Source organism: Staphylococcus sp. HMSC056G08 (assembly GCF_001812305.1).
Lineage (GTDB): Bacteria > Bacillota > Bacilli > Staphylococcales > Staphylococcaceae > Staphylococcus > Staphylococcus simulans.
The window spans coordinates 1-19,364 of sequence record NZ_KV808420.1; the positions used below are offsets into that span (position 1 = coordinate 1).

A 19,364-nucleotide genomic window follows, 5' to 3' on the forward strand; every position below is an offset into this window, starting at 1 on the left:
GGTTAGCTATATTTTTTACTTTGCAACAGAACCTTTTAATTTTATTGTATTTGATAACGCTTTATTTTTTGATAGCATGGAAAGTGAGTTTTATATCAGGGAGATGTATGAATGAAATTTAGAAAATTAGGGATGTTAGGTTTGTCTTCTTTTATTATTTTAAGTGCTTGTGGTCAAAATACAGACAATAATCATAAAAAAGACAGTGATCAAACACAGGAAAGGGATAAAAAATCAGATGAAACTGAAAAGCAATCAAATGATGAAGTAGCAGAAAACAATCAAAATACAAAGCATCAACCTCAAGGTGAGTCTAATGCTGCAGAAACAACAAATGAAGCAAATAATCAAATTAGTCAACCTATAACAATTGATGAAGCAAAATCTATTGCTTTTAACTCCGAAGATATACTCAATTTTACTCAAAATAAAGATGATCTAATTTACAATAAAGATAAAAGTAATGATGATAAAATTTTTATTGAAACGCCTTTTGGTGGGATAAACGAATCCGTTAAGCACCACGCCATTATAGATAGAAATACAGGAAAAATTATCAAAACGGGTGGCGCTATTACACATCCAGATGGTCCTATAAAAGCGGAAAACGGTTATATAGATAAAGATATTTATAATTCAACTGCTGATTTCTACAATACTTACGTATACAAAAAAGGAATGCCTAAGTTTGAAACTGCCAACTCTGATGTACCAGAACAAAAATATAAAGAACTTTCAAAAATCGTAGGTAATTATTGGCAAAAAGAACAAGGATATGACAATGAGTCAAATCAATCAACATCAAATAACAACCAGTCTCAAAATAAAAAAGAAAATAATCAAACAGATAATGATAGTAAACAATCAACGAATGAAAATACAAAAAATGAACAAAACCGAGACAACATTGAAGAAGATAATAATAAATCAAATCAAAAACAAAATAATGAAGAACAGCATGAAAATAGTAACGAGGAAGCTTCGCAAAATGAGGAACGTGAGGATCCAGATCAACAAATAGAACAACCATCTAGCGAAGATAAGCAAAATCCAGATGCAGCACAAGAAAATAATAACCAAAACAATGATGAAAATACTGATGGTAACAACTATGAAAATGAACAATCTCAAGATGTAGAATCAAAAAGTTCAGAAAATGACAAAGAAACTTCAAACGCTTCATAAATATAAAAATATTATTATCAAAAGGAGTCTTTAATTGGTTAGTGTTACACAAAGAATTTCACAAATTAAACAACCCCGTGGTGGGTATTTAAACAGAAAATCATTTGAAGTTAAGCAACTAGAACCAGAAACATTTATAGATACAAAATATGAAAATATAGCACCTCAAACAATTGGTTTAGTCGTAGACTACCTTACTCGTATGGTTATAAATCAAGACAAAGAAAAATCATTTGCCATATCGTTAACTGGCGCAAAATTAGCTGGGGAATTACAAACAGCCGAATCATTGTTAAAAGATATTAATGGTAATGATGATCTATCTATTATTAAAGCATGTCAATTGGTAAATTACGATATGGTATATAGAGCAGGAAGCATGCCTAAAGAATTTAAAATTCCAGATCAAGACACAATTAATAATATAAAATCACTTATAAACAGAAGTCTTTCATTTTTTAATCAAATTGGTGAAGTTAAAATGGATGGTTTCACATTTGAGGGGGGTTATACAAGCATTATTGATAGTGGAGATGGCGACTTTCTAACTGAAGATACTTTGTGGGATTTTAAAGTTTCAAAACAACTACCACAGAAAAACAGTACGCTTCAATTAGTGATATATTATTTAATGGGTAAGACATCTCAAAAGCCTACCTTTGAGAATATACGTTACATTGGTATTTATAATCCAAGATTCAACCAAATTTATAAATATGATATGACACAGGCTGATTCAGAAATGATTGAAACAATCCAAAAACGTGTTATTGGATACGATTAATATAAATATATGAAACATTTTAAGGGATGGTGTATTTGAAAATGAAAAAAGCAATAACTAGTTTAGCAGTAGCTACATTGTTGTTATCAGCTTCAGGTGTTGTTAAAGCAGCTGAAAATAAAGAAGATTGGGATGAACCTGTTTTTATTAAAGGCGCTGACTTAGAAGGGCAAGATTTACAAAAAACTGAGAATGATCTAGGCGTTGATGATAACTATGAAACTTATAATGTTAACGTCAATGATGTGAGTAATTATATCCCAAACAGCAGTAATCTAAGTTATATTTATTCAAGTGCAACAATTGAACATAAAAAATGGGGTAAGGGTGTTGATGTGAAAATTGATACACCAGATAACATTACAAAAGTGACATCTGAACAATATCAAAATGCTGCAATTACGGCAGGAATTAAAAACGCAGAAATACATATAGCTTCTGTCGACCAAGTAACTGGTGAAGGTGCTTTAGCTGGTATTTATAAAGTATATGAAGAAAAAGGTAACGACCTCAACGCTGAAGATATTCAAAATTCTAATCAAGAAATGAATGACTTAGGTAGAATTTCAGAAGAAAATAAAGGTAAAGATGGATATTCAGATGAAGCTTTGAATGCTTCAATAGCAGATATTAAAGAACAACTTGCAGATATTAAACAAAATCAAGATAAACAAATAACACAACAACAAGTTGAAGACACGGTCAATAAAGTACTCGATGAACGTGGCTTGTCAGAAATATTATCAGAAAATCAAATTCAAATAATTAATAATAATATGGTGAATGTGGCAAACTCTAATGCCTTAACTTCTGATCCAAAAGCATTTAAACAAAATGCAAAAGATGTATTAAAAAATATTGAAAAAAACTCAGATGATTTATTGAATAAAGCAAAAGATAAAGCCAAGGATTTGAATACAGAAGAAAATAGAAATCTCCTTCAACGCATATGGGACGGTATTGTGGAAATTATTCAATCTATCATTCAATTTTTCTCTAATCTGTTAAATAAATTATAGAGTTGTTTAAAAAGAGAGGACAAAATCTGCCCTCTCTTTTTTAGCAAAATCACTGATAGGGAGAAGCGTATCATAAGTGATGCGGTTTTATAAAATCAGTCAATAAGAGCAAAATCAATCGCTCCTATTGACTGATTTATTAGTTTTTAATACTTAATCTTTTGAAGCCACTTCCTAAAACAATTTCACCAAGTTATTTAATCGTTTTATAACCGTTATTCACTGTATAGAGCCTTATGCCTTTAATATTTACATTATCAATAGTATCTTCAAAAATAATTTCTACTTCATTTTTCAACTATACTAATTAAATAAATATCATTATACGCTTCTGCTATTTCTTTTTCTCAATCCGCAATGTGATTATTCAGTTGTTTTTCTGTATTAATTATAAATGCAAAATTCTATCAAAAGAAATCTTCTTTTAATTCATATCGTAGTATGTTTTGTGATTCATTCAACATTTAGTATATAATGAAAGAACATTTGTAAATATACTGTTTGCATAATTTTTTTGTGAAAAGTAATAAATTAATATTTTTATGCTTTGGGTAAATTTAAATAAAGTTGATGAGGTGAATGTAAATGGCTCAATATTGGATAATTTCTGCTAATCATAATAAATATAATCATGAAGCAGCATTTCAAAAATGGGGATTTATTGATTGGAAGCAAGGCAACTACTCTTATAAAGTGAATGATATTGTTTATATTTATGCTACTGCTCCGTTTCAAACTATTAGATATAAAACGCAAGTTATAGACATAGATAAAACAATGAACGATATTGTAGATGATTCTCAATTTTGGAAAGATAAAGATAAGTATGAAGAATCGTTAGAAGGAAAGTATTTTAGATTAAAACTAATAGAAAGATTTGCAACTGAAAAAATGCATCTGAAATATTTATTAGAAAATGGTTTGAAAGCTGCTCCTCAAGGTCCACAGTGATTGTCAGAAACACTTAAATCTTATCTTCTGGAATCAGAAATCCATAATGTGCTTTATCCTGAAATTATAAAAGATGATAAATTGTATGAAGGAATAAAAGAACAAGTGGTTGTAAACAAATATGAAAGAAATCCTAAAGCACGGCAGATTTGCGTGAATTATTATGGATATAATTGTAAAGTATGTGATTTAAATTTTGAAAAGGAATATGGCGATATTGGAAAGGATTTTATTCATGTACATCACATTGTCCCTCTATCAGAAATAGGAGAGGAATATAAAATAGACCCAATTAAAGATTTAAGACCAGTTTGTCCAAATTGTCATGCGATGATCCATAGAGGATTAGAAGTAGATTTTTAAATAATGTTATAATTAGTTAAAAAATAATTATAAATAAAAAATTAATGTATATTATATTATTTATGTATTTTGAAAATCATGCGCTGCGCGTTTGTTTCGGTATAGCTTTAGTGTTGTATTAATAAAGCTCTTCATCAAGATGTAAAGTTTTTAACTACTCTACTGATAATGTTCATATTACACTTTAAGTAACTATAATATCATCCATATAAGATGACTAACATCATATAATAGTATTAATAATAAAAAGTATTAATCTATAATGCATATCTCCAGGAGGGATTAACATGATAAAGGTATTTGTAGTATGGATAATTATAATTATAGTATTATATGTTTTAATAAAAGCTTTAGAGTATTGGACTGATAATGTACTAAGTCCAAAAGTACCGCATGATGAAAGGCTATTATACATCGAAAATGGATTTCAATCACAACTCTCTATATTAAGAAAAAACTTTTATATTGGTATTAATAATGAACAAAAAAAACTAAGAATATACTATAATGGTTCACCTTATGCTGATATGTATAAAGATTTTGCTTCATACACTAATACTTTTGATTATGAGCAAATTATCGGTGTTGAAATTATTGAAGATGAAGTATCAATAAGTAAGACAAACAGAAAGAATCAAATAGTGGGAGCTGGAATTGGAGCAGCTGTTGCTGGTGGAACAGGTGCTGTAATCGGAGGTCTATCTGGAAAGACTTCTACTAGTCAAGAGGTTCAAAATATCACTTTGAGAGTAATTATTGATGATTACAATAATCCGATTTACGACCTTCCTTTTTTAAATCAAAAAGACTCAATAAAGAAAACAAATAGTATTTATAAAAATGCTATTAAAATGACATACCAATGGCATAACATTCTGAGCAAAGTAATTAACGAAAAAAATATCGAAATAGTACCAGTAAATAGCCAATACGAAACAAACAATGAACCTTTGAAAGAAACAGTATCTACAAATATTAACTATGTGGCAGAAATAGAGAGAATAGCGAGTTTAAAAAATAAAGGATTAATTACAGAAGATGAATTTAATATATTGAAGAACAAAATAATCCATTAAAACTGAAAATTCGAGTTAGCCAATATTTATGTGTAGTAACAAGTGGTTATTATAATACTTAATATAAAAGTCGATAATCAAAAATGAAGATAAATATTAGAAATAACAATTGGAGACAGTTACAATGCCTACACTTAATTCAGAAACGAATAAAAAGATTGTAAGTAATCTTGCTTTAGAAGGAATGACTCTTACTAAAGAACAACAGCAATTACTCTTGGATACTATCAACAATAAAGAAGTAATTACTAATGAGTTAATTAGGAAAATAGCATATCATGAAGAAGTGGATCATAATTGATTTTTGTTTTTAATATCTCCTTTTAGCTATGAACAACATAGGTTGTTTGTAGCTTTTTTGTTATATGTAAATCTTTAGAAGTAAAAACAACATTTACTTCGAAATGTAGTTTATACATACATAGCTATTTGTTTGAGGATATGAATGCTGTTTAGTGCTTGGTAAACTTATAGCGTAGTTAAAACTACTATGTAGATTAAGCTACACTATATATTCTACTGGGAGGGAAAATGATATGGCAAAATTTTTATATAAAATTGGTACTTTTACAGCAAAACATAAATGGCTCTCTATCGTTTTATGGATTGCGGTTTTAGCCGCATTAGTAATTACAATGGCAGTTAAACCCCCGCAATTTGAAAATGATATTAAGATGACGGGTATGAAGTCTATAGAAACAAACCAAAAGATTGAAAAGGAATTTAAGGTAGATAATGAAAAGGCTGGTATTAGAGTCGTTCTGAAATCCGATGATAAAAAAGGAATTATGAAACCTGAAGTCATGAAAGATGTTCAGAAAACCTTAAATGATATTAAAAAAGAAGATAAACAAGTAGAAAGTGTTACAGATCCTTATAAGTATCAACAAATAAGTGAAGATCAAACAACAGCTTTCGCTGATGTTCAATATAAAGTCAGTGCTGCAGCGATGGATGTGAAAAGCATTGATAAAGTCAAAGATCAAGTGAGTGAACTTAAAGATAAACATCATATTCAAACAGAATTAACAGGAACAGGGATGGCAGCCGCAACTGAAATGGGTGGCGCATCTGAATTAATTGGTATTGCGGTCGCATTCATTGTATTGTTAATTACATTCGGTTCATTTATCGCAGCAGGATTACCGATTGTGACAGCAGTCTTAGGACTTTTAACAAGTGTAGGTATTATTGGATTGCTGACGCACTTCACAGCAATTCCTAATGTGACGTTGACATTGGCAGTGATGATAGGACTCGCAGTAGGTATAGATTATGCACTCTTTATTTTATTCCGCTATCGTCAAATTATTAAAAAAGAACCTGACGTAATTAAAGCGATTGGTCTCGCAATTGGTACAGCTGGCGGTGCAGTTGTCTTTGCAGGTGTTACAGTAATTATCGCAGTTTGTGGTTTAGGTTTAGTAGGTATTGGATTTTTAAGTATTATGGGATATATGTCTGCGATCAGTGTGTTATTTGCGGTGATTAGTGCGTTAACACTTGTTCCAGCATTAATCAGTGTCTTCCATAAACGTATTCAACCTAAAGCTAAGAAAAAAGTGAATCAATCAGCAGATACATTCTGGTCTAAATTAGTGGTAGGTAAACCTATTATTGCAGTGATTTTAGGTCTCGTACTTTTAGGTGCTGCATCTATTCCAGTGACGCATATGCGTTTAGGTATTCCAGATGATGGTGTGAAACCACCGCATGCAACAGAGAAAAAAGCATATGACATTATGAGTGATAAGTTCGGTGAAGGTTTCAACGGACAAATTCCGATGTTAATCAATGTCAAAAATAAAAAAGATCAACCTGAAGAATTACAAAAAGATTTACAGCAAGTGATGAAAGACGTCAATGGAATGAAAAATGTAAGTATTGTAGCTCCTCCAATGATGTCTAAGAGTAATGACTATGCATTAATGACTATTATTCCTAAACATGGTCCGCAATCAGAAAAAACAGATGTATTAGTAAAAGACTTAAGAGACTATCATGATAAAGCGAAAAGTAAATATGGCTTTGATACAGAAATTTCAGGACAAAACGTGATTAATATCGATATGTCTAAGAAATTAAATGATGCGATTCCTGTCTTTGCTAGTATCATTGTGGCACTCGCATTTATCTTACTCATGGTTGTATTCCGTTCATTACTCATTCCGTTAAAAGCAGTTTTAGGATTCATTTTATCACTAACTGCTACACTCGGTTTCACAACCTTTATTATGCAGGATGGCTTCTTAAATCAACTGTTTGGTGTACATGAAACAGCACCTGTGCTTGCTTTCTTGCCTGTTATTGTTATTGGTATCTTGTTCGGTTTAGCGATGGACTATGAAGTGTTCTTAATGTCTCGTGTACATGAAGAATATAGCCGTACAAAAGACAACAAGCATTCAATCAAAGTAGGTATTAAAGAAAGTGGCCCAGTTATCATAGCGGCTGCACTGATTATGTTCAGTGTATTCATGGCATTTGTAACGCAAGAAGATGTCATGATTAAGACAATGGGTATTGCCTTAGCGTTTGGTGTACTGTTTGATGCGTTTGTTGTTAGGTTAATGATTATTCCAGCACTTACAGTACTCTTTGGTAAAGCATCATGGTACTTACCAAAATGGTTGAAACGTATTCTTCCAAAAGTAGATATAGAAGGACATGCCTTAGAATCAATGATGCCACGACAAGACTATGTAGTAGATCAAAAAGGAGATGAGACAAAGCAGTGACGTTATAAATAAAATAATGACTCAATTACTATTTCATAATCATGAATAGAAACCTCATTAATTCGGTTGATGAGATAACTTAACGGTTATCTCTCAATCGAATTTTTTATTAATTATCACCCGATATCGCTGACTTATTTTAACTACCAAAAATAGTCAATTAAATCTTTAAAAATATATTGCTATACCTAGTTAAAAAGGATATGCTTATGAGGAAATAAGGGTGTGCCCATTTCATAGATAGAAATAAGGGGATGAGGTCTTATGAATCAAGGATTCTCAATGGGTAAATATGTATACAGTTTTTTATTAATTCTAATGTTGATAGGTTGCGTATTAGTGCTTCAAAATAATAGCACATATGCATCAGAAACGAACCAAGAGGTCGAGAGACAAGTTGATCAGAAATCAGCTGTTACAACTGATAAAGAAGCGGCTATAGGAAGCGAAGAACAGGTTACAAACCACTCACAGAATGATCCACAACTTTCTACACAAAATAGCGTTGAAGCTACACATTCTCCAGTAATGTCAAAGCAACAGACAGAGTTAAAACAACCTCAAGTTGTATCAACTGAAGCGGTACAAACACCTTCGGTTGTACCTAATAAACCACTTCAAAAAACATCTAATGTGATCACAAAACAGAATACTAAAGTATCGCCACCAGTTAAAAGTATTAAAAACGCATCTCCAATTAAAACGCAACCAGTTAAACCAATAAAAGCAGTACCTTCAAACGTTAAACAAACAAAGGCTAAAACAACTTTTACGAGTCCGAAAGGGATCAAACCACAACACTTATCAAGCTCAGTTAAAAAATCTAAACCTGCTGTTAAAAAAGTTGCTAAAAAAGCACCTGTAACTAAAAAATCAAAAGTAGTGTCAAAATCTAAAATAGTAAAAGCAAAGCCAAAAGCAAACACTAAATCAAAACCAAAAGCTAAAACAGTAAGTAAGAAAAAGGCACCAGTTGTTTCTAAAAAGAAAGCATCAGCAGTGCCAAAGAAAAAAGTTCAATTGTTATCTACAACAGTAAAGAAAGCACCTGTTAAAAAGAAAACAGTAGTAGTCACAACGAAACCTAAAGCAGCTCCAAAGCCAGTACCTAAGGTTGCGCCTAAGCCGAAAGCTCCAGTAAGCAATTACTATAATCAAGCACCAAAACTTTGGCCAAAAGGGATACCTGGTAGTGAGAATGTTCGAGACTTCGGGCAGACTACCTATGCCTCAGGTATTAATGATGCATTAAAAATTATGAAAGCCTCTGGTAATAAAGGGGTAACGATTAATCATACAACAGCTAAAGCAGCTAATATTGCGACGATATTTAACTACAATCCAACGACTAAAAAGCTGACTTATGGCACAGGTACCGCAATTGGAAAACATACAATTCTAACTGCGAATCATGTGGTCAACGATTCACAAGCACGTAAACCGATGACACCTTCAAAAGCACAAAACTTGAGAATAGATTTATTACGAGAAGGTTCGAAAGTAGCGCGTACTGTTACCGTTACAGGCGTTAAGATGCTTCAATATGGAGATGTCGCGTTATTGTATACAAAAGAAGATTTATCTAAATATATGACCGTACGTAAAATCGCACCAGAAGCCTCAATTACGAAAATCAAAGCGAATACACCTATCCATATGTATCATTATGGTTTACCAGCTGGAAAATTTAAAAATGATCCAATGGGTACGATGTATCATTCAACTGGTAAATACTCTATGATGGCACGTAATGTGAATCCTATTGGTTATTATCAGATGATGGCTGAACCTGGCTCTTCAGGTGGGGCAGTATTAAACAGTAAAAATGAAGTATTAGGTGTACATGCTTTTAGAATTGCTTCTGGAGAATATCAAAAGTATAACCTGAATACGATGGCAGAATTAAGAGGTAAACTACGTCAGGAAGTTATCAAGAACATTAAATAAAGAGTTTTGTCATAAACGACTATTCACTTATTAGACAATATTAGCGATTGTTTTAATAATGAATAGTCGTTTTTTTATTTTTAATGATGCCAGTTATGTAGTTTTTACTATAAACAAAGAATTTATGAAAAATACGGGGTCTATTAAGTGTTTCGTGTAACTGTGAGGGTAAAATATATAATAGGATTATTTTTAAGGGGATTAAATGGAATCTATTATTTATACATCATTGATATACAAATAAATACCCTTAGGGGCATTTGACTTATATCGATGTATCTTTTAATATACCCCTAGAGGTATTTTTGAGAAGCTAATCTAGAACAGTCATCAATCATAAAATAAAGGAACGTGGTAAAGATGGCTCAACATTATAAAGTGGTCATTATAGGTGGCGGTACAGCTGGTATCACAGTGGCAGCGCGCCTTTTAAGACAGAGAAAAGATTTAAAAGGACAAATCGCAATTGTTGATCCTGCGTCAGATCATTATTATCAACCTTTATGGACATTAGTAGGCGCAGGGGCATCAAAATTAAAATCCACACGTAAAAGTATGAAACAAGTACTGCCTAAGGGTGTTGATTGGATTAAACAAGCTGTTCAGCAATTTAATCCGAAAGAGAATCGCATCCAACTAGATAATGAGAAACAAGTCAGTTATGACTATTTAGTGGTATGTCCAGGCTTACAAGGGAATTGGTCTGATGTGAAAGGACTTAAAGAAAATATCGGTAAAAATGGTGTGTGCTCTAACTATGCACCACAATATGCGAAAGAAACATGGAATCAATTGTCTAATTTTAAAGGCGGAAACGCGATATTCACCCATCCGAATACAGCAGTTAAATGTGGTGGGGCACCAATGAAAATTATGTTTTTAGCTGAGGATTACTTCAGAAAACATAACATGCGTAATCAAGCGAATGTTATCTTTGAGACCGCAAAACCTGCGATGTTCGAAGTGGATAAATATAAAAAGCCTTTAGAACGTATTGTTAAAGAAAGAGATATTAATGTAGATTATCAACACCACTTAATCGCAATTGATGGTGAACAAAGAAAAGCAACTTTTGAAAACTTACAAACAGGTGAGACTAAAACATTAGATTATGAGATGTTACATGTCACACCGCCCATGGGACCTTTAGATGTCGTTAAAAACAGTGCGCTAGCAGATGATGAAGGCTGGGTAGATATCGACCCTACGACAATGCAGCACAAGACGTACAACAATGTCTTCTCGTTAGGTGACGCTTCTAACTCACCAACATCTAAAACAGGTGCCGCAATTAGAAAACAAGCACCAGTTGTTGTGAATAACTTACTACAAGTGATGAATCAAGAAATGCTGACACATCATTATGATGGTTATACTTCATGCCCAATCGTGACAAGTTATAATACGATGATGTTAGCTGAGTTTGATTATAATAAAAAACCAAGAGAAACGATGCCATTTAACCAAGCCAAAGAACGTAGAAGTATGTATATCTTGAAGAAAGATATACTACCAAGAATGTACTGGTATGGTATGTTAAAAGGCTTGATGTAAGTAGTTAAAAAGTTCATATTGAACTGTTTATATTAAACCAGAAAAAGAGGGTGGGACGTCTTGTCTCACCCTCTTAATTTTATACAAAGTTTCGTTTATATTTTTTGTGCCATTCTTTTTCAAAGCAGTGTTCATCGTTGTTATAAGCAATGACTTTATTGTAGAGATAGAAGTATGTTTCATCACACCACATCTCACTGATTGTTTCAACTCTTGTATCGATATCATCATCTTTAACAATGACATCCCATGTACATTTAACATAAGCAGATAATGGATCATCTTCTACAATCACAAAGTCATTATAGTTTTCTGTACCATACGTAATGTTTAAATGTGGTAGGTTTCTTAAGCCCTCATCTGAGTAATCGGCTAACACCCACTTGTCTTCTGTTAATGCTTTAATAATATTTCTTGTTCTGCTGCCTTCTCTGATAACTTCTTTTTCTAGTGGTTCGGCTGTTTCTGAATGTGGATAATTTAAAGTAACTGCTTTGAAGTCATTCACATAAGGCACTTCGATTTTTGAGTTTGTTAAATCAACATCTAAGTTCACAATTTCTGCAGAAGGCCAAACTTGAGGCCAATAGGTTGGTGACATTGAAACTTCTAGTTGATGTCCTTTCGGTAAGTGATAACCGATTACATCTAATGGGAACTCAACATCTATATATTCGTGAATTGGTAAGGATTCTGGGAATTCATGACTCTTATGATGATTGATGTTGAACTGTCCTCTTGTGATTAAAGTCTTCTTACCATTAGAGTGTACGTCTGAAAGTCTGACATGGATATTGGCTTGTGGTTTATCTGATTTCACACGTAATTTTGCGATAGGCATGCCAATGATATTGATATCGTTATCGAGATGATTAAGTAGTACTGTTGTAGCCAAATCATTATCAATTGTTTGATCATCCGGTAGATCGCCTTCTTGACCAAATGGACAAAAGACGCCTGAATAAAGGCCGTGATGTTGGCGGTTTAATAATCTGACTGGGCCTTCTAAATCATGTAAGATATCCTGATAATTGACTTGTTCTTGTAGTAAATCTAACCATTTACCATCACGGTATGAATAAGAGGTTTGAGGTTCTACTGAATCTTGAAGATATACTAAGAATTCATCTTGATGTGTTGTATCTTTAGTTGAGCCCATCCATTTATCTAACCATTCTAATACTTCTTGAAGATAACCTATTTGAGGGCCAGGTATCGCAAGATCAGGGAACTCGTGTGCCCAAGGACCGACAATGGCCTTTTTAGGTACATTTAAGTTATTCATTAAACGAAAGACAGCGTTTGGATATGCATCTGCCCAACCGCTCATTGTAAGAACTGGAATTTGAATATCAGAGTAATTCTCATTGACTGAACCATGTTTCCAGTAACTGTCTCTTGTTTGATGTTCTACCCATTTTTCTACAAATGGCGGTGTATTTTCTAATCTATCTAGCCACATATCATACCATCTATCACCGACAAATTTAGGGAATGGAGGACGAGCATTATACGCAAACATCGTAGACGCCCACCACAACATGTCTGAAGCCATCATTGTGCCGCCGCGATAATGGACATCATCTGCGTACCTATCATCTGTCGAACATAAAGTGATGATAGTCTTTAAGGCTTCCGGTTGTCTTGCGGCAATCTGCAAACCATTGAAGCCACCCCATGATTTACCAATCATCGCGACAGAACCATTAGACCAAGGTTGTTTCGCAATCCATTCAATGACTTCTACACCATCATCTTGTTCGATTTTTGGATACTCATCCTCAATGATACCTTCTGAATCTCCAGTACCTCTAATATCTACTGTGATCGCAGTATAACCATGTCCTGCGAAGTATTTATGCCTAATTTCATCTCTTAAAGCAGTGAAATCATCTTTTCTGTAGGGTAAATATTCTAATACTGTTCCTTTATTGACACTCTCCATCACAGGCGCCCAAATTTTAGCTGAAAGCTTTGTGCCATCTGACATGGTAATCCATGTATGATGTGTGATTTCGACCTCATAAGGCATATCTTTCAAAATGTTAATCTTATTATAATCTACATCAAAAACACCCATTGATTATGCATCCTCCTTATTTTAGCGGAAAGTCTTGTTTCAACCACTTGAATAATGAAATGATTAATAAAATATAAATTAAAACAATAGGTACTGAGACCACCACAGCAGAAGTTTGAACTACGTCTAATCCACCGATAAGCAGTAAAGAAATTGAAAGGAGTGCCATTAAAACGCCCCAAACAATCGTATGCCACATAGGCGGTTCTATCCCGTCTCCGACTTTCTTTGAAGCGGTAGAGGCAAGGATATACGCTGCAGAATCTAAAGAAGTTGCTAGGAATATAAAACCTAATATGACGAAAAATGGAATGACAAGCCAACTGACTGGTAATGTTTTTAATATTTCTATTACGGTTGAAGCATCTCCATTTTCAGCCATAGACTTTACAACGTCAAATTTGTCTGTAATTTGCAAGTTCATTGTATAGCCGCCAAACACCGCAAAGTATAACCAGCTACCCAATGTTCCCCAACCAAGAATATTGAGTACTAAACTCTTCAAAGTACGACCTTTAGAAATTTTAGCGATAAATAATCCCATAAATGGTGCAGTAGCCGCAAACCAAGCAAAATAAAAGACTGTCCATGATTGTGGGAATCCACTTTTTTGGATTGGATCGGTATAAAAACTCATTCTTAAAAAGTTATTAGACATTATTCCTAAACTATCAGTAAAGTAAGTCAAAATAAATGAAGTTGGACCTACAATAATGACAAATAAGGCTAAACCTAGTGCGAGATAGACGTTGATATTACTTAAGTTCTTAATCCCTTTATAGAGACCCAATGAAGCACTCGTAATATAAATGGCAGACCAAATTACAATAATAATAATGCTGAGTAAAGTAGATTGTTCAATTCCAAAAATTTCTCCAATGCCTGAGGAAATCATAGGTACACCTAAACCTAAAGATGTTCCAAGACCGCCTACTAAGCTCCATATCACTAAAATATCAATGATTTTACCGATGACACCATCAGAATATTTTCCTAACGTTCCTTTAACTGCTTGGCTGATTTTCAAAGAAGGGTTCTGCTTGATAAAGAAAGAGTAGGCAACTACGATTGTCGGCAATGCATAGATACACCAAGCTGAAATTCCCCAGTGAAACATACCATAAGCTAAAGACCATTCTGTTGCTTCTGGTGATTTAGGCTTTATACCAAATGGAGGTCCTTGATAATAGTACATCGGTTCTATCATAGACCAGAACATAATACTAGTTCCCATACCAGCACAGAACAACATTGCCCCATAACTAAAGTTGTTAAATTCTGGTTTTGAATCTCCTAATGTTATTTTTCCATATCTCCCAAATGCTATATAAAGCAATATAATAAATAAGCCAAAAACTAAAAACTCGAATACCCAATCCATGCGGTTGTTTATTCCAGTTAGTATTTGGTTTAAAACATCCTCTGCAGAATCTTTAGTGAAAATCAAAGTTAGTGTGATAATCAATAAGACAATGAGTGATGGCCAAAATATAAAGTGATCTAATTTAGCTTTTTTCATATTTGTTTCCCCCTTTATTTACGTACACATTCTTAGCATATAGTTATAAAAATTCAATATCAACTTTTATTAGATAACCTAATAATCTGATTATGCATATTGATTTTATATTTGAATAATTTAAATTAAGTAATGTGATTTATCTTACATTTTGCTAAAAATTATCATTTAAGTTTTAGAGGGCAAATTATTGAGCTTTATCAAGTGTGAATCACTAAATTAATACAAAATAAAAAAAGATTGAGCAATCACACTCAATCCTCGTTTATTAAGGTAAAATCACATGTATTTCATCGAACTTATCATTCATCATGCCATCCCAAAATTCTACTGTACCATTTTGATTAACTATGAAAGTATAAGAGCCATGTCCTGATTTATTATTCGCAGGAATTTTCCACATTCCGCCATCTTGCATAATTAGTTCTGGTTGTTGAAACTTAATTTTTGAAGCGTCTCCGCCTTCACTTTGATTAATGGCAGCGATTAGATAATCGAAGACATTATCTCTGTTCACTTGTAAATCAGAGAATTCTTCTTTATTAGCAGTACCACTACCTGAACCGCCACTAATTTTAACAGTTTCACTTCCGTCAGTAGCTTGTACTTCTTGTTGATTACTTGTCGATTCATCTGACTGACCTATGTTTTCAGTGTTATTAGACTCAGCTTCTGACTCATCATTTTCTTCACCTTGTTTTAATTGTGCTTCTAATTTCTTTTTCTCTAATTCGACTTCTTGATATTTGTTGTATCCAAAGAAACCCACAGCACCTATGATTCCAAGTACTAATACGACGGATAAAATTACTAAAAGCTTATTCATATGTTAGTTCCCCTTATTATATGTGTATTACGTTAGATTATTGACTTTCCGCTTCCATCGCATTTGTTCTTCTATCTCTTTGTTCAACTTCATCATTCGTAAGCGTACTTGGATCACGTTCCATTAATTGTGAATTGTCACCAGAAATGTCTGCGCCTGGCTCAGGAATTTCTCCTCTGGCAGCTTTTTCATACATTTCTTTTTGTTTTGCATACTCAGCATCTGGATCATAAGAGCTACTTGGTGATTCTGATGTATTTTTAGAAGATGCTTGGTTATTATTGCTTTGATTTTGTGCAGGTTGAGTTTCTTTTACAGGTGCTTGAGGTGCTTGGGAAGCGGTAGTATCGTTTTGTGTTTGGTCATATGCTTCTTGTGTATTACTTTCTTCACTATTCACTGCTTCAGTGTTATTTTCGTTGTCTTCTTGTTCTTTTTTCTTTTGTTTCTCTTTTGTTTTTTTCTCTTTTTCTTCAGCTACTTTAGTTTCTTCTTTTTTTAGTTCCAAATCTTTATAACTGCCATACGCAAAGACAATCGCAATGCCTAATGCAGCTACAAGTGCTACAATTCCTAAACTAACAACAATCTTTTTCAATACACTATCTCCCATCTTTAACGTTGTTATTAATAGAATAATCTATTTAACAAACCTTTCATAGAACTTTTTTAATAAATAGAGAACCTTTTAGTTTTATGTAATAAAGTTAGAGTTGCTAAATTGAAATAACTAATAAAGTAGATATTTCTCTTTATTAAGATGGATGAAAATAAGTGGATAAATCCGCTTAAATAACTTAGGAAAAGCGATACTTAAATTGAAAGTATTGATGATATAATAAATAAATAAATTAGAAGTTGTGCTTATAAATGGCATAGCTGACTAAAAGAAGCTTTAAATATAGATAAAGAAAACATCAAGGAGCAGCTGAATGAATAATGATGAACAAGCATTAATGGAATTTCTGAAAGACATTGATTCTTTGAAAGAAATTGAAAAGTATTCCAACCAGTTTAATTTGTTTGAAATACTTGGTGTTGTGAACACCGAAATACGTCACAGTAATATGTTGGATTGGTTATTGAATCCAAATGAGATTCATGGGCTTGATGATGCCTTTATTAAAAGTTTAATTCGAACTTATATTGAATGTTCAGAGTCTAAAAAAGATCAACAAACAATCTTTAATTTATTATTAAATGACTTTGACGATGCGAAAGTGTTACGAGAGTGGAATAACATTGATTTATTAGTCGTGTCAGAACAAAATCAAACGCTTATTGTGATTGAAAACAAGATATGGAGTAAAGAATCTAAGCATCAATTGAAGAAGTATCAAGATAAGGTGGAACAATCCTATAGTGGTTATGAGAAATTATTTATATTCTTAACACCACACGGTGAAGAAGCTAGTAGTGTTGAGGTATGATCCAATATCTCTTATAACCAAATCATTGAATGTATCGATGAAACTATGGTGAATAAAAAAGCAATGATGAATCCACAAGCAGTAGATTTTATTGAACAGTATATTGATTTTTTAAGGAGGCATATCGTGGGAGACGAAGCATTAGAAAAAATTTGTGGTGAGATTTATGCCAAACATAAGAGAGCATTGGATTTAATCTATGAATATAAACCAGATACATTAAGTGAAATCTCTAAAATGTTGCAGGCATATATACCTGAACATGAAACCCTAATCTTAGATCAAAGTAGCAAAGGTTATATCAGATTTACAACTAAAAATTTAGAACGTATTATGCCTAAAAATAATACTGAAATCCCTTGGACTGATAGTGGTAGAATCCTTCTGTTTGAGATTAAGAATAATAGCCATTTCACAGGGGTTACTTTGTTGATTGGTCCAGGAGAAAATGAAGTAAGGACAGATATGCTTAATATTGCGCTTCAACATAGTAAGGTCTTTAAAGTCTTCAGAAAAAAATTAACACGTAAACATCATACAATTTACTCTAAGAATTTTTATACACATTCTAATGAAGGCGTAATGAGTCATGAAGAAGTGTTGGAAAAGTTAAACAAACATTCGATAAGTTTCTTAAGAACGATTTAAATAAATTAGAAGAGAAGTTAATAGAAGGCTATATGAATAGTGAGAAAGCCACAGTCGATAAAGTTTAAGAGGGGATAATTATTAGGGGAACCAGGAAAGGAGTTCTCTTCATAGGTATAACCGTCTTCTGTCCAACGTTAATTAGTTCTACAATAACTAAGAAATGTTTTGGTTCAAAATCTTGGCCTGTAAAGATAGTGTTGAACTTTGTGATATTCTTAGTTACTTATCTTGTAGCATTTGGTATTTATTATTTTTTGAGATATTGATATTTTGAAAGAATAAACTCTGCAGTACACTGGTTAAGTCAGTGATGCTGCAGAGTTTTATTATGTGTATAGCTTTAAAGTTTATGACTATACAATCTTATTTCTCTTTCCATTTGTCTACTTTATCTCGATTGTTTTCAATCCATTCGCTTGTTGCTTTTTCTGGATCTTTACCATCTTCAATTTCTAACATAATAGATTCCATATCTTTTACATCCCATTTGAAATTGTCTAGGATTTTATAGGCTTCTGGCATATCTTTTTTTAATCCTTTACGTGTCATCGTATGGATGCTTTCAGCTCTACCCATAGTTCCTTTTGGATCATCTAGATATTTTAAGTCGTAACGTTGGAAAATCCAGTATGGACTCCAACCTGTAATCACGATTTCATCTTTATTTTGAACAGCTCGTTTTAATTGTGCGTTCATTGCACCTGTAGAAGAGATGACTTGTTCCCAACCTTTTAAATTAGGGTATGATTTGATTGTTTTGTCTGTAGCCTTAACAATCCCGGCACCTGGTTCGATACCTGTTATTTTTTTCTTAGCTTGATTGTCTAAATCTTCTATAGAGTCTACATCCATGTATGAAGGAACAACAAGTCCAAGCTTAGCTTTACCGTCAATATGTGGCCCTAAGTCATCTAAATCGTCTTTGAATTCTTTATATTGTGCTTCATGTGTGACAGGAAGCCATGGTCCAGTCATAGCATCCGCTTCTCCTTTAGCTACAGCTTCCCAAACCACAGGGATATCTAAAGATGTTGTATTAACTGTGTAACCTTCTTCTTCTAGCACTTGTTTCATCACGTTTGTTGAAACAATTTGATCATCTTGTTGCGCATAAGCTAACGTGATTGTACCTTTGTTTGAAGATTTAGTTGGTGAGAAGAAAACAGAAAGCAAAATAACAATTAAAGCAATAAGTGCAATAATGCCTGTGATAATCCATTTTTTCTTGTTACTCATTCTAG

Annotated in this window: 17 protein-coding genes; 12 read left to right on the top strand and 5 right to left on the bottom strand. The window is 32.9% G+C overall.

Going from position 1 to position 19,364, the window contains the following annotated elements; translation table 11 throughout:
- The first annotated feature begins 111 nt into the window (after positions 1 to 111).
- The 10 genes from HMPREF2846_RS00545 (at position 112) to HMPREF2846_RS00580 (ending at position 11,617) form a co-directional block, all read left to right on the top strand.
- On the top strand, positions 112 to 1,185 hold the full coding sequence (locus tag HMPREF2846_RS00545) for a hypothetical protein (protein WP_002504431.1): 1,074 nt from the start codon (positions 112 to 114) through the stop codon (positions 1,183 to 1,185).
- 34 nt (positions 1,186 to 1,219) lie between these two features.
- On the top strand, positions 1,220 to 1,969 hold the full coding sequence (locus HMPREF2846_RS00550) for a hypothetical protein (RefSeq protein ID WP_002504430.1): 750 nt from the start codon (positions 1,220 to 1,222) through the stop codon (positions 1,967 to 1,969).
- A 41-nt stretch (positions 1,970 to 2,010) separates the two neighbouring features.
- Positions 2,011 to 2,988: a DUF1002 domain-containing protein gene (locus tag HMPREF2846_RS00555; protein WP_002504429.1), complete on the top strand. Its 978-nt coding sequence runs from the start codon at positions 2,011 to 2,013 to the stop codon at positions 2,986 to 2,988.
- Between the two features lie 585 nt (positions 2,989 to 3,573).
- Positions 3,574 to 3,939: a hypothetical protein gene (locus HMPREF2846_RS13795; RefSeq protein WP_083309945.1), complete on the top strand. Its 366-nt coding sequence runs from the start codon at positions 3,574 to 3,576 to the stop codon at positions 3,937 to 3,939.
- Positions 3,940 to 4,302 carry an HNH endonuclease gene (locus tag HMPREF2846_RS13800; RefSeq protein ID WP_083309946.1) on the top strand — a complete coding sequence of 121 codons (363 nt, stop codon included), beginning with the start codon at positions 3,940 to 3,942 and terminating at the stop codon, positions 4,300 to 4,302.
- 287 nt (positions 4,303 to 4,589) lie between these two features.
- Complete coding sequence (locus tag HMPREF2846_RS00565) at positions 4,590 to 5,378, top strand: SHOCT domain-containing protein (protein WP_070625200.1); 789 nt, start codon at positions 4,590 to 4,592, stop codon at positions 5,376 to 5,378.
- A 124-nt stretch (positions 5,379 to 5,502) separates the two neighbouring features.
- On the top strand, positions 5,503 to 5,679 hold the full coding sequence (locus HMPREF2846_RS14310; protein ID WP_176745454.1) for a hypothetical protein: 177 nt from the start codon (positions 5,503 to 5,505) through the stop codon (positions 5,677 to 5,679).
- Positions 5,680 to 5,914: 235 nt separating this feature from the next.
- Positions 5,915 to 8,116 carry an MMPL family transporter gene (locus HMPREF2846_RS00570; protein ID WP_083309947.1) on the top strand — a complete coding sequence of 734 codons (2,202 nt, stop codon included), beginning with the start codon at positions 5,915 to 5,917 and terminating at the stop codon, positions 8,114 to 8,116.
- Between the two features lie 264 nt (positions 8,117 to 8,380).
- Entirely contained in the window at positions 8,381 to 10,063 is a 1,683-nt protein-coding gene (locus HMPREF2846_RS00575) for a trypsin-like serine peptidase (RefSeq protein WP_070625202.1), read from the top strand.
- Positions 10,064 to 10,423: 360 nt separating this feature from the next.
- Complete coding sequence (locus HMPREF2846_RS00580) at positions 10,424 to 11,617, top strand: FAD/NAD(P)-binding oxidoreductase (RefSeq protein WP_070625204.1); 1,194 nt, start codon at positions 10,424 to 10,426, stop codon at positions 11,615 to 11,617.
- Between the two features lie 79 nt (positions 11,618 to 11,696).
- On the opposite strand, the gene HMPREF2846_RS00585 is transcribed toward HMPREF2846_RS00580, so the two are convergent.
- The 4 genes from HMPREF2846_RS00585 to HMPREF2846_RS14320 all read right to left on the bottom strand — a co-directional run bounded on the left by HMPREF2846_RS00585 (position 11,697) and on the right by HMPREF2846_RS14320 (position 16,640).
- Positions 11,697 to 13,697 carry a CocE/NonD family hydrolase gene (locus HMPREF2846_RS00585; RefSeq protein ID WP_070625206.1) on the bottom strand — a complete coding sequence of 667 codons (2,001 nt, stop codon included), beginning with the start codon at positions 13,695 to 13,697 and terminating at the stop codon, positions 11,697 to 11,699.
- Between the two features lie 16 nt (positions 13,698 to 13,713).
- A complete protein-coding gene (locus tag HMPREF2846_RS00590; protein WP_070625207.1) occupies positions 13,714 to 15,216 on the bottom strand; it encodes a BCCT family transporter in 1,503 nt (500 codons plus the stop codon).
- A gap of 268 nt (positions 15,217 to 15,484) precedes the next feature.
- Positions 15,485 to 16,042: a hypothetical protein gene (locus tag HMPREF2846_RS14595; RefSeq protein WP_256273943.1), complete on the bottom strand. Its 558-nt coding sequence runs from the start codon at positions 16,040 to 16,042 to the stop codon at positions 15,485 to 15,487.
- Positions 16,043 to 16,079: 37 nt separating this feature from the next.
- Positions 16,080 to 16,640 (bottom strand): hypothetical protein, encoded by a 561-nt coding sequence (locus tag HMPREF2846_RS14320; protein ID WP_070625209.1) that lies wholly within the window; start codon positions 16,638 to 16,640, stop codon positions 16,080 to 16,082.
- 334 nt (positions 16,641 to 16,974) lie between these two features.
- Between HMPREF2846_RS14320 and HMPREF2846_RS14600 the strand changes: the two genes are divergently transcribed.
- Together HMPREF2846_RS14600 and HMPREF2846_RS14605 are read left to right on the top strand one after the other, a co-directional pair.
- Positions 16,975 to 17,472: a PDDEXK-like family protein gene (locus HMPREF2846_RS14600; RefSeq protein ID WP_256273944.1), complete on the top strand. Its 498-nt coding sequence runs from the start codon at positions 16,975 to 16,977 to the stop codon at positions 17,470 to 17,472.
- 126 nt (positions 17,473 to 17,598) lie between these two features.
- A complete protein-coding gene (locus tag HMPREF2846_RS14605; RefSeq protein WP_256273945.1) occupies positions 17,599 to 18,120 on the top strand; it encodes a hypothetical protein in 522 nt (173 codons plus the stop codon).
- Positions 18,121 to 18,486: 366 nt separating this feature from the next.
- On the opposite strand, the gene HMPREF2846_RS14610 is transcribed toward HMPREF2846_RS14605, so the two are convergent.
- The gene (locus HMPREF2846_RS14610) at positions 18,487 to 19,359 is read right to left on the bottom strand and encodes a glycine betaine ABC transporter substrate-binding protein (RefSeq protein ID WP_371099725.1); all 873 of its coding nucleotides are present in this window, start codon (positions 19,357 to 19,359) and stop codon (positions 18,487 to 18,489) included.
- Positions 19,360 to 19,364 lie beyond the last annotated feature (5 nt).

Excerpts from the sequence above, each read along its gene's own strand:
- HMPREF2846_RS00585 (WP_070625206.1), bottom strand. The coding sequence starts at position 13,697 with ATGGGTGTTTTTGATGTAGATTATAATAAGATTAACATTTTGAAAGAT.
- HMPREF2846_RS00570 (WP_083309947.1), top strand. The coding sequence starts at position 5,915 with ATGGCAAAATTTTTATATAAAATTGGTACTTTTACAGCAAAACATAAA.
- HMPREF2846_RS00580 (WP_070625204.1), top strand. The coding sequence starts at position 10,424 with ATGGCTCAACATTATAAAGTGGTCATTATAGGTGGCGGTACAGCTGGT.
- HMPREF2846_RS00565 (WP_070625200.1), top strand. The coding sequence starts at position 4,590 with ATGATAAAGGTATTTGTAGTATGGATAATTATAATTATAGTATTATAT.
- HMPREF2846_RS14610 (WP_371099725.1), bottom strand. The coding sequence starts at position 19,359 with ATGAGTAACAAGAAAAAATGGATTATCACAGGCATTATTGCACTTATT.
- HMPREF2846_RS14595 (WP_256273943.1), bottom strand. The coding sequence starts at position 16,042 with ATGAATAAGCTTTTAGTAATTTTATCCGTCGTATTAGTACTTGGAATC.
- HMPREF2846_RS14600 (WP_256273944.1), top strand. The coding sequence starts at position 16,975 with ATGAATAATGATGAACAAGCATTAATGGAATTTCTGAAAGACATTGAT.
- HMPREF2846_RS13795 (WP_083309945.1), top strand. The coding sequence starts at position 3,574 with ATGGCTCAATATTGGATAATTTCTGCTAATCATAATAAATATAATCAT.
- HMPREF2846_RS00575 (WP_070625202.1), top strand. The coding sequence starts at position 8,381 with ATGAATCAAGGATTCTCAATGGGTAAATATGTATACAGTTTTTTATTA.
- HMPREF2846_RS00590 (WP_070625207.1), bottom strand. The coding sequence starts at position 15,216 with ATGAAAAAAGCTAAATTAGATCACTTTATATTTTGGCCATCACTCATT.
- HMPREF2846_RS00545 (WP_002504431.1), top strand. The coding sequence starts at position 112 with ATGAAATTTAGAAAATTAGGGATGTTAGGTTTGTCTTCTTTTATTATT.
- HMPREF2846_RS14310 (WP_176745454.1), top strand. The coding sequence starts at position 5,503 with ATGCCTACACTTAATTCAGAAACGAATAAAAAGATTGTAAGTAATCTT.
- HMPREF2846_RS00555 (WP_002504429.1), top strand. The coding sequence starts at position 2,011 with ATGAAAAAAGCAATAACTAGTTTAGCAGTAGCTACATTGTTGTTATCA.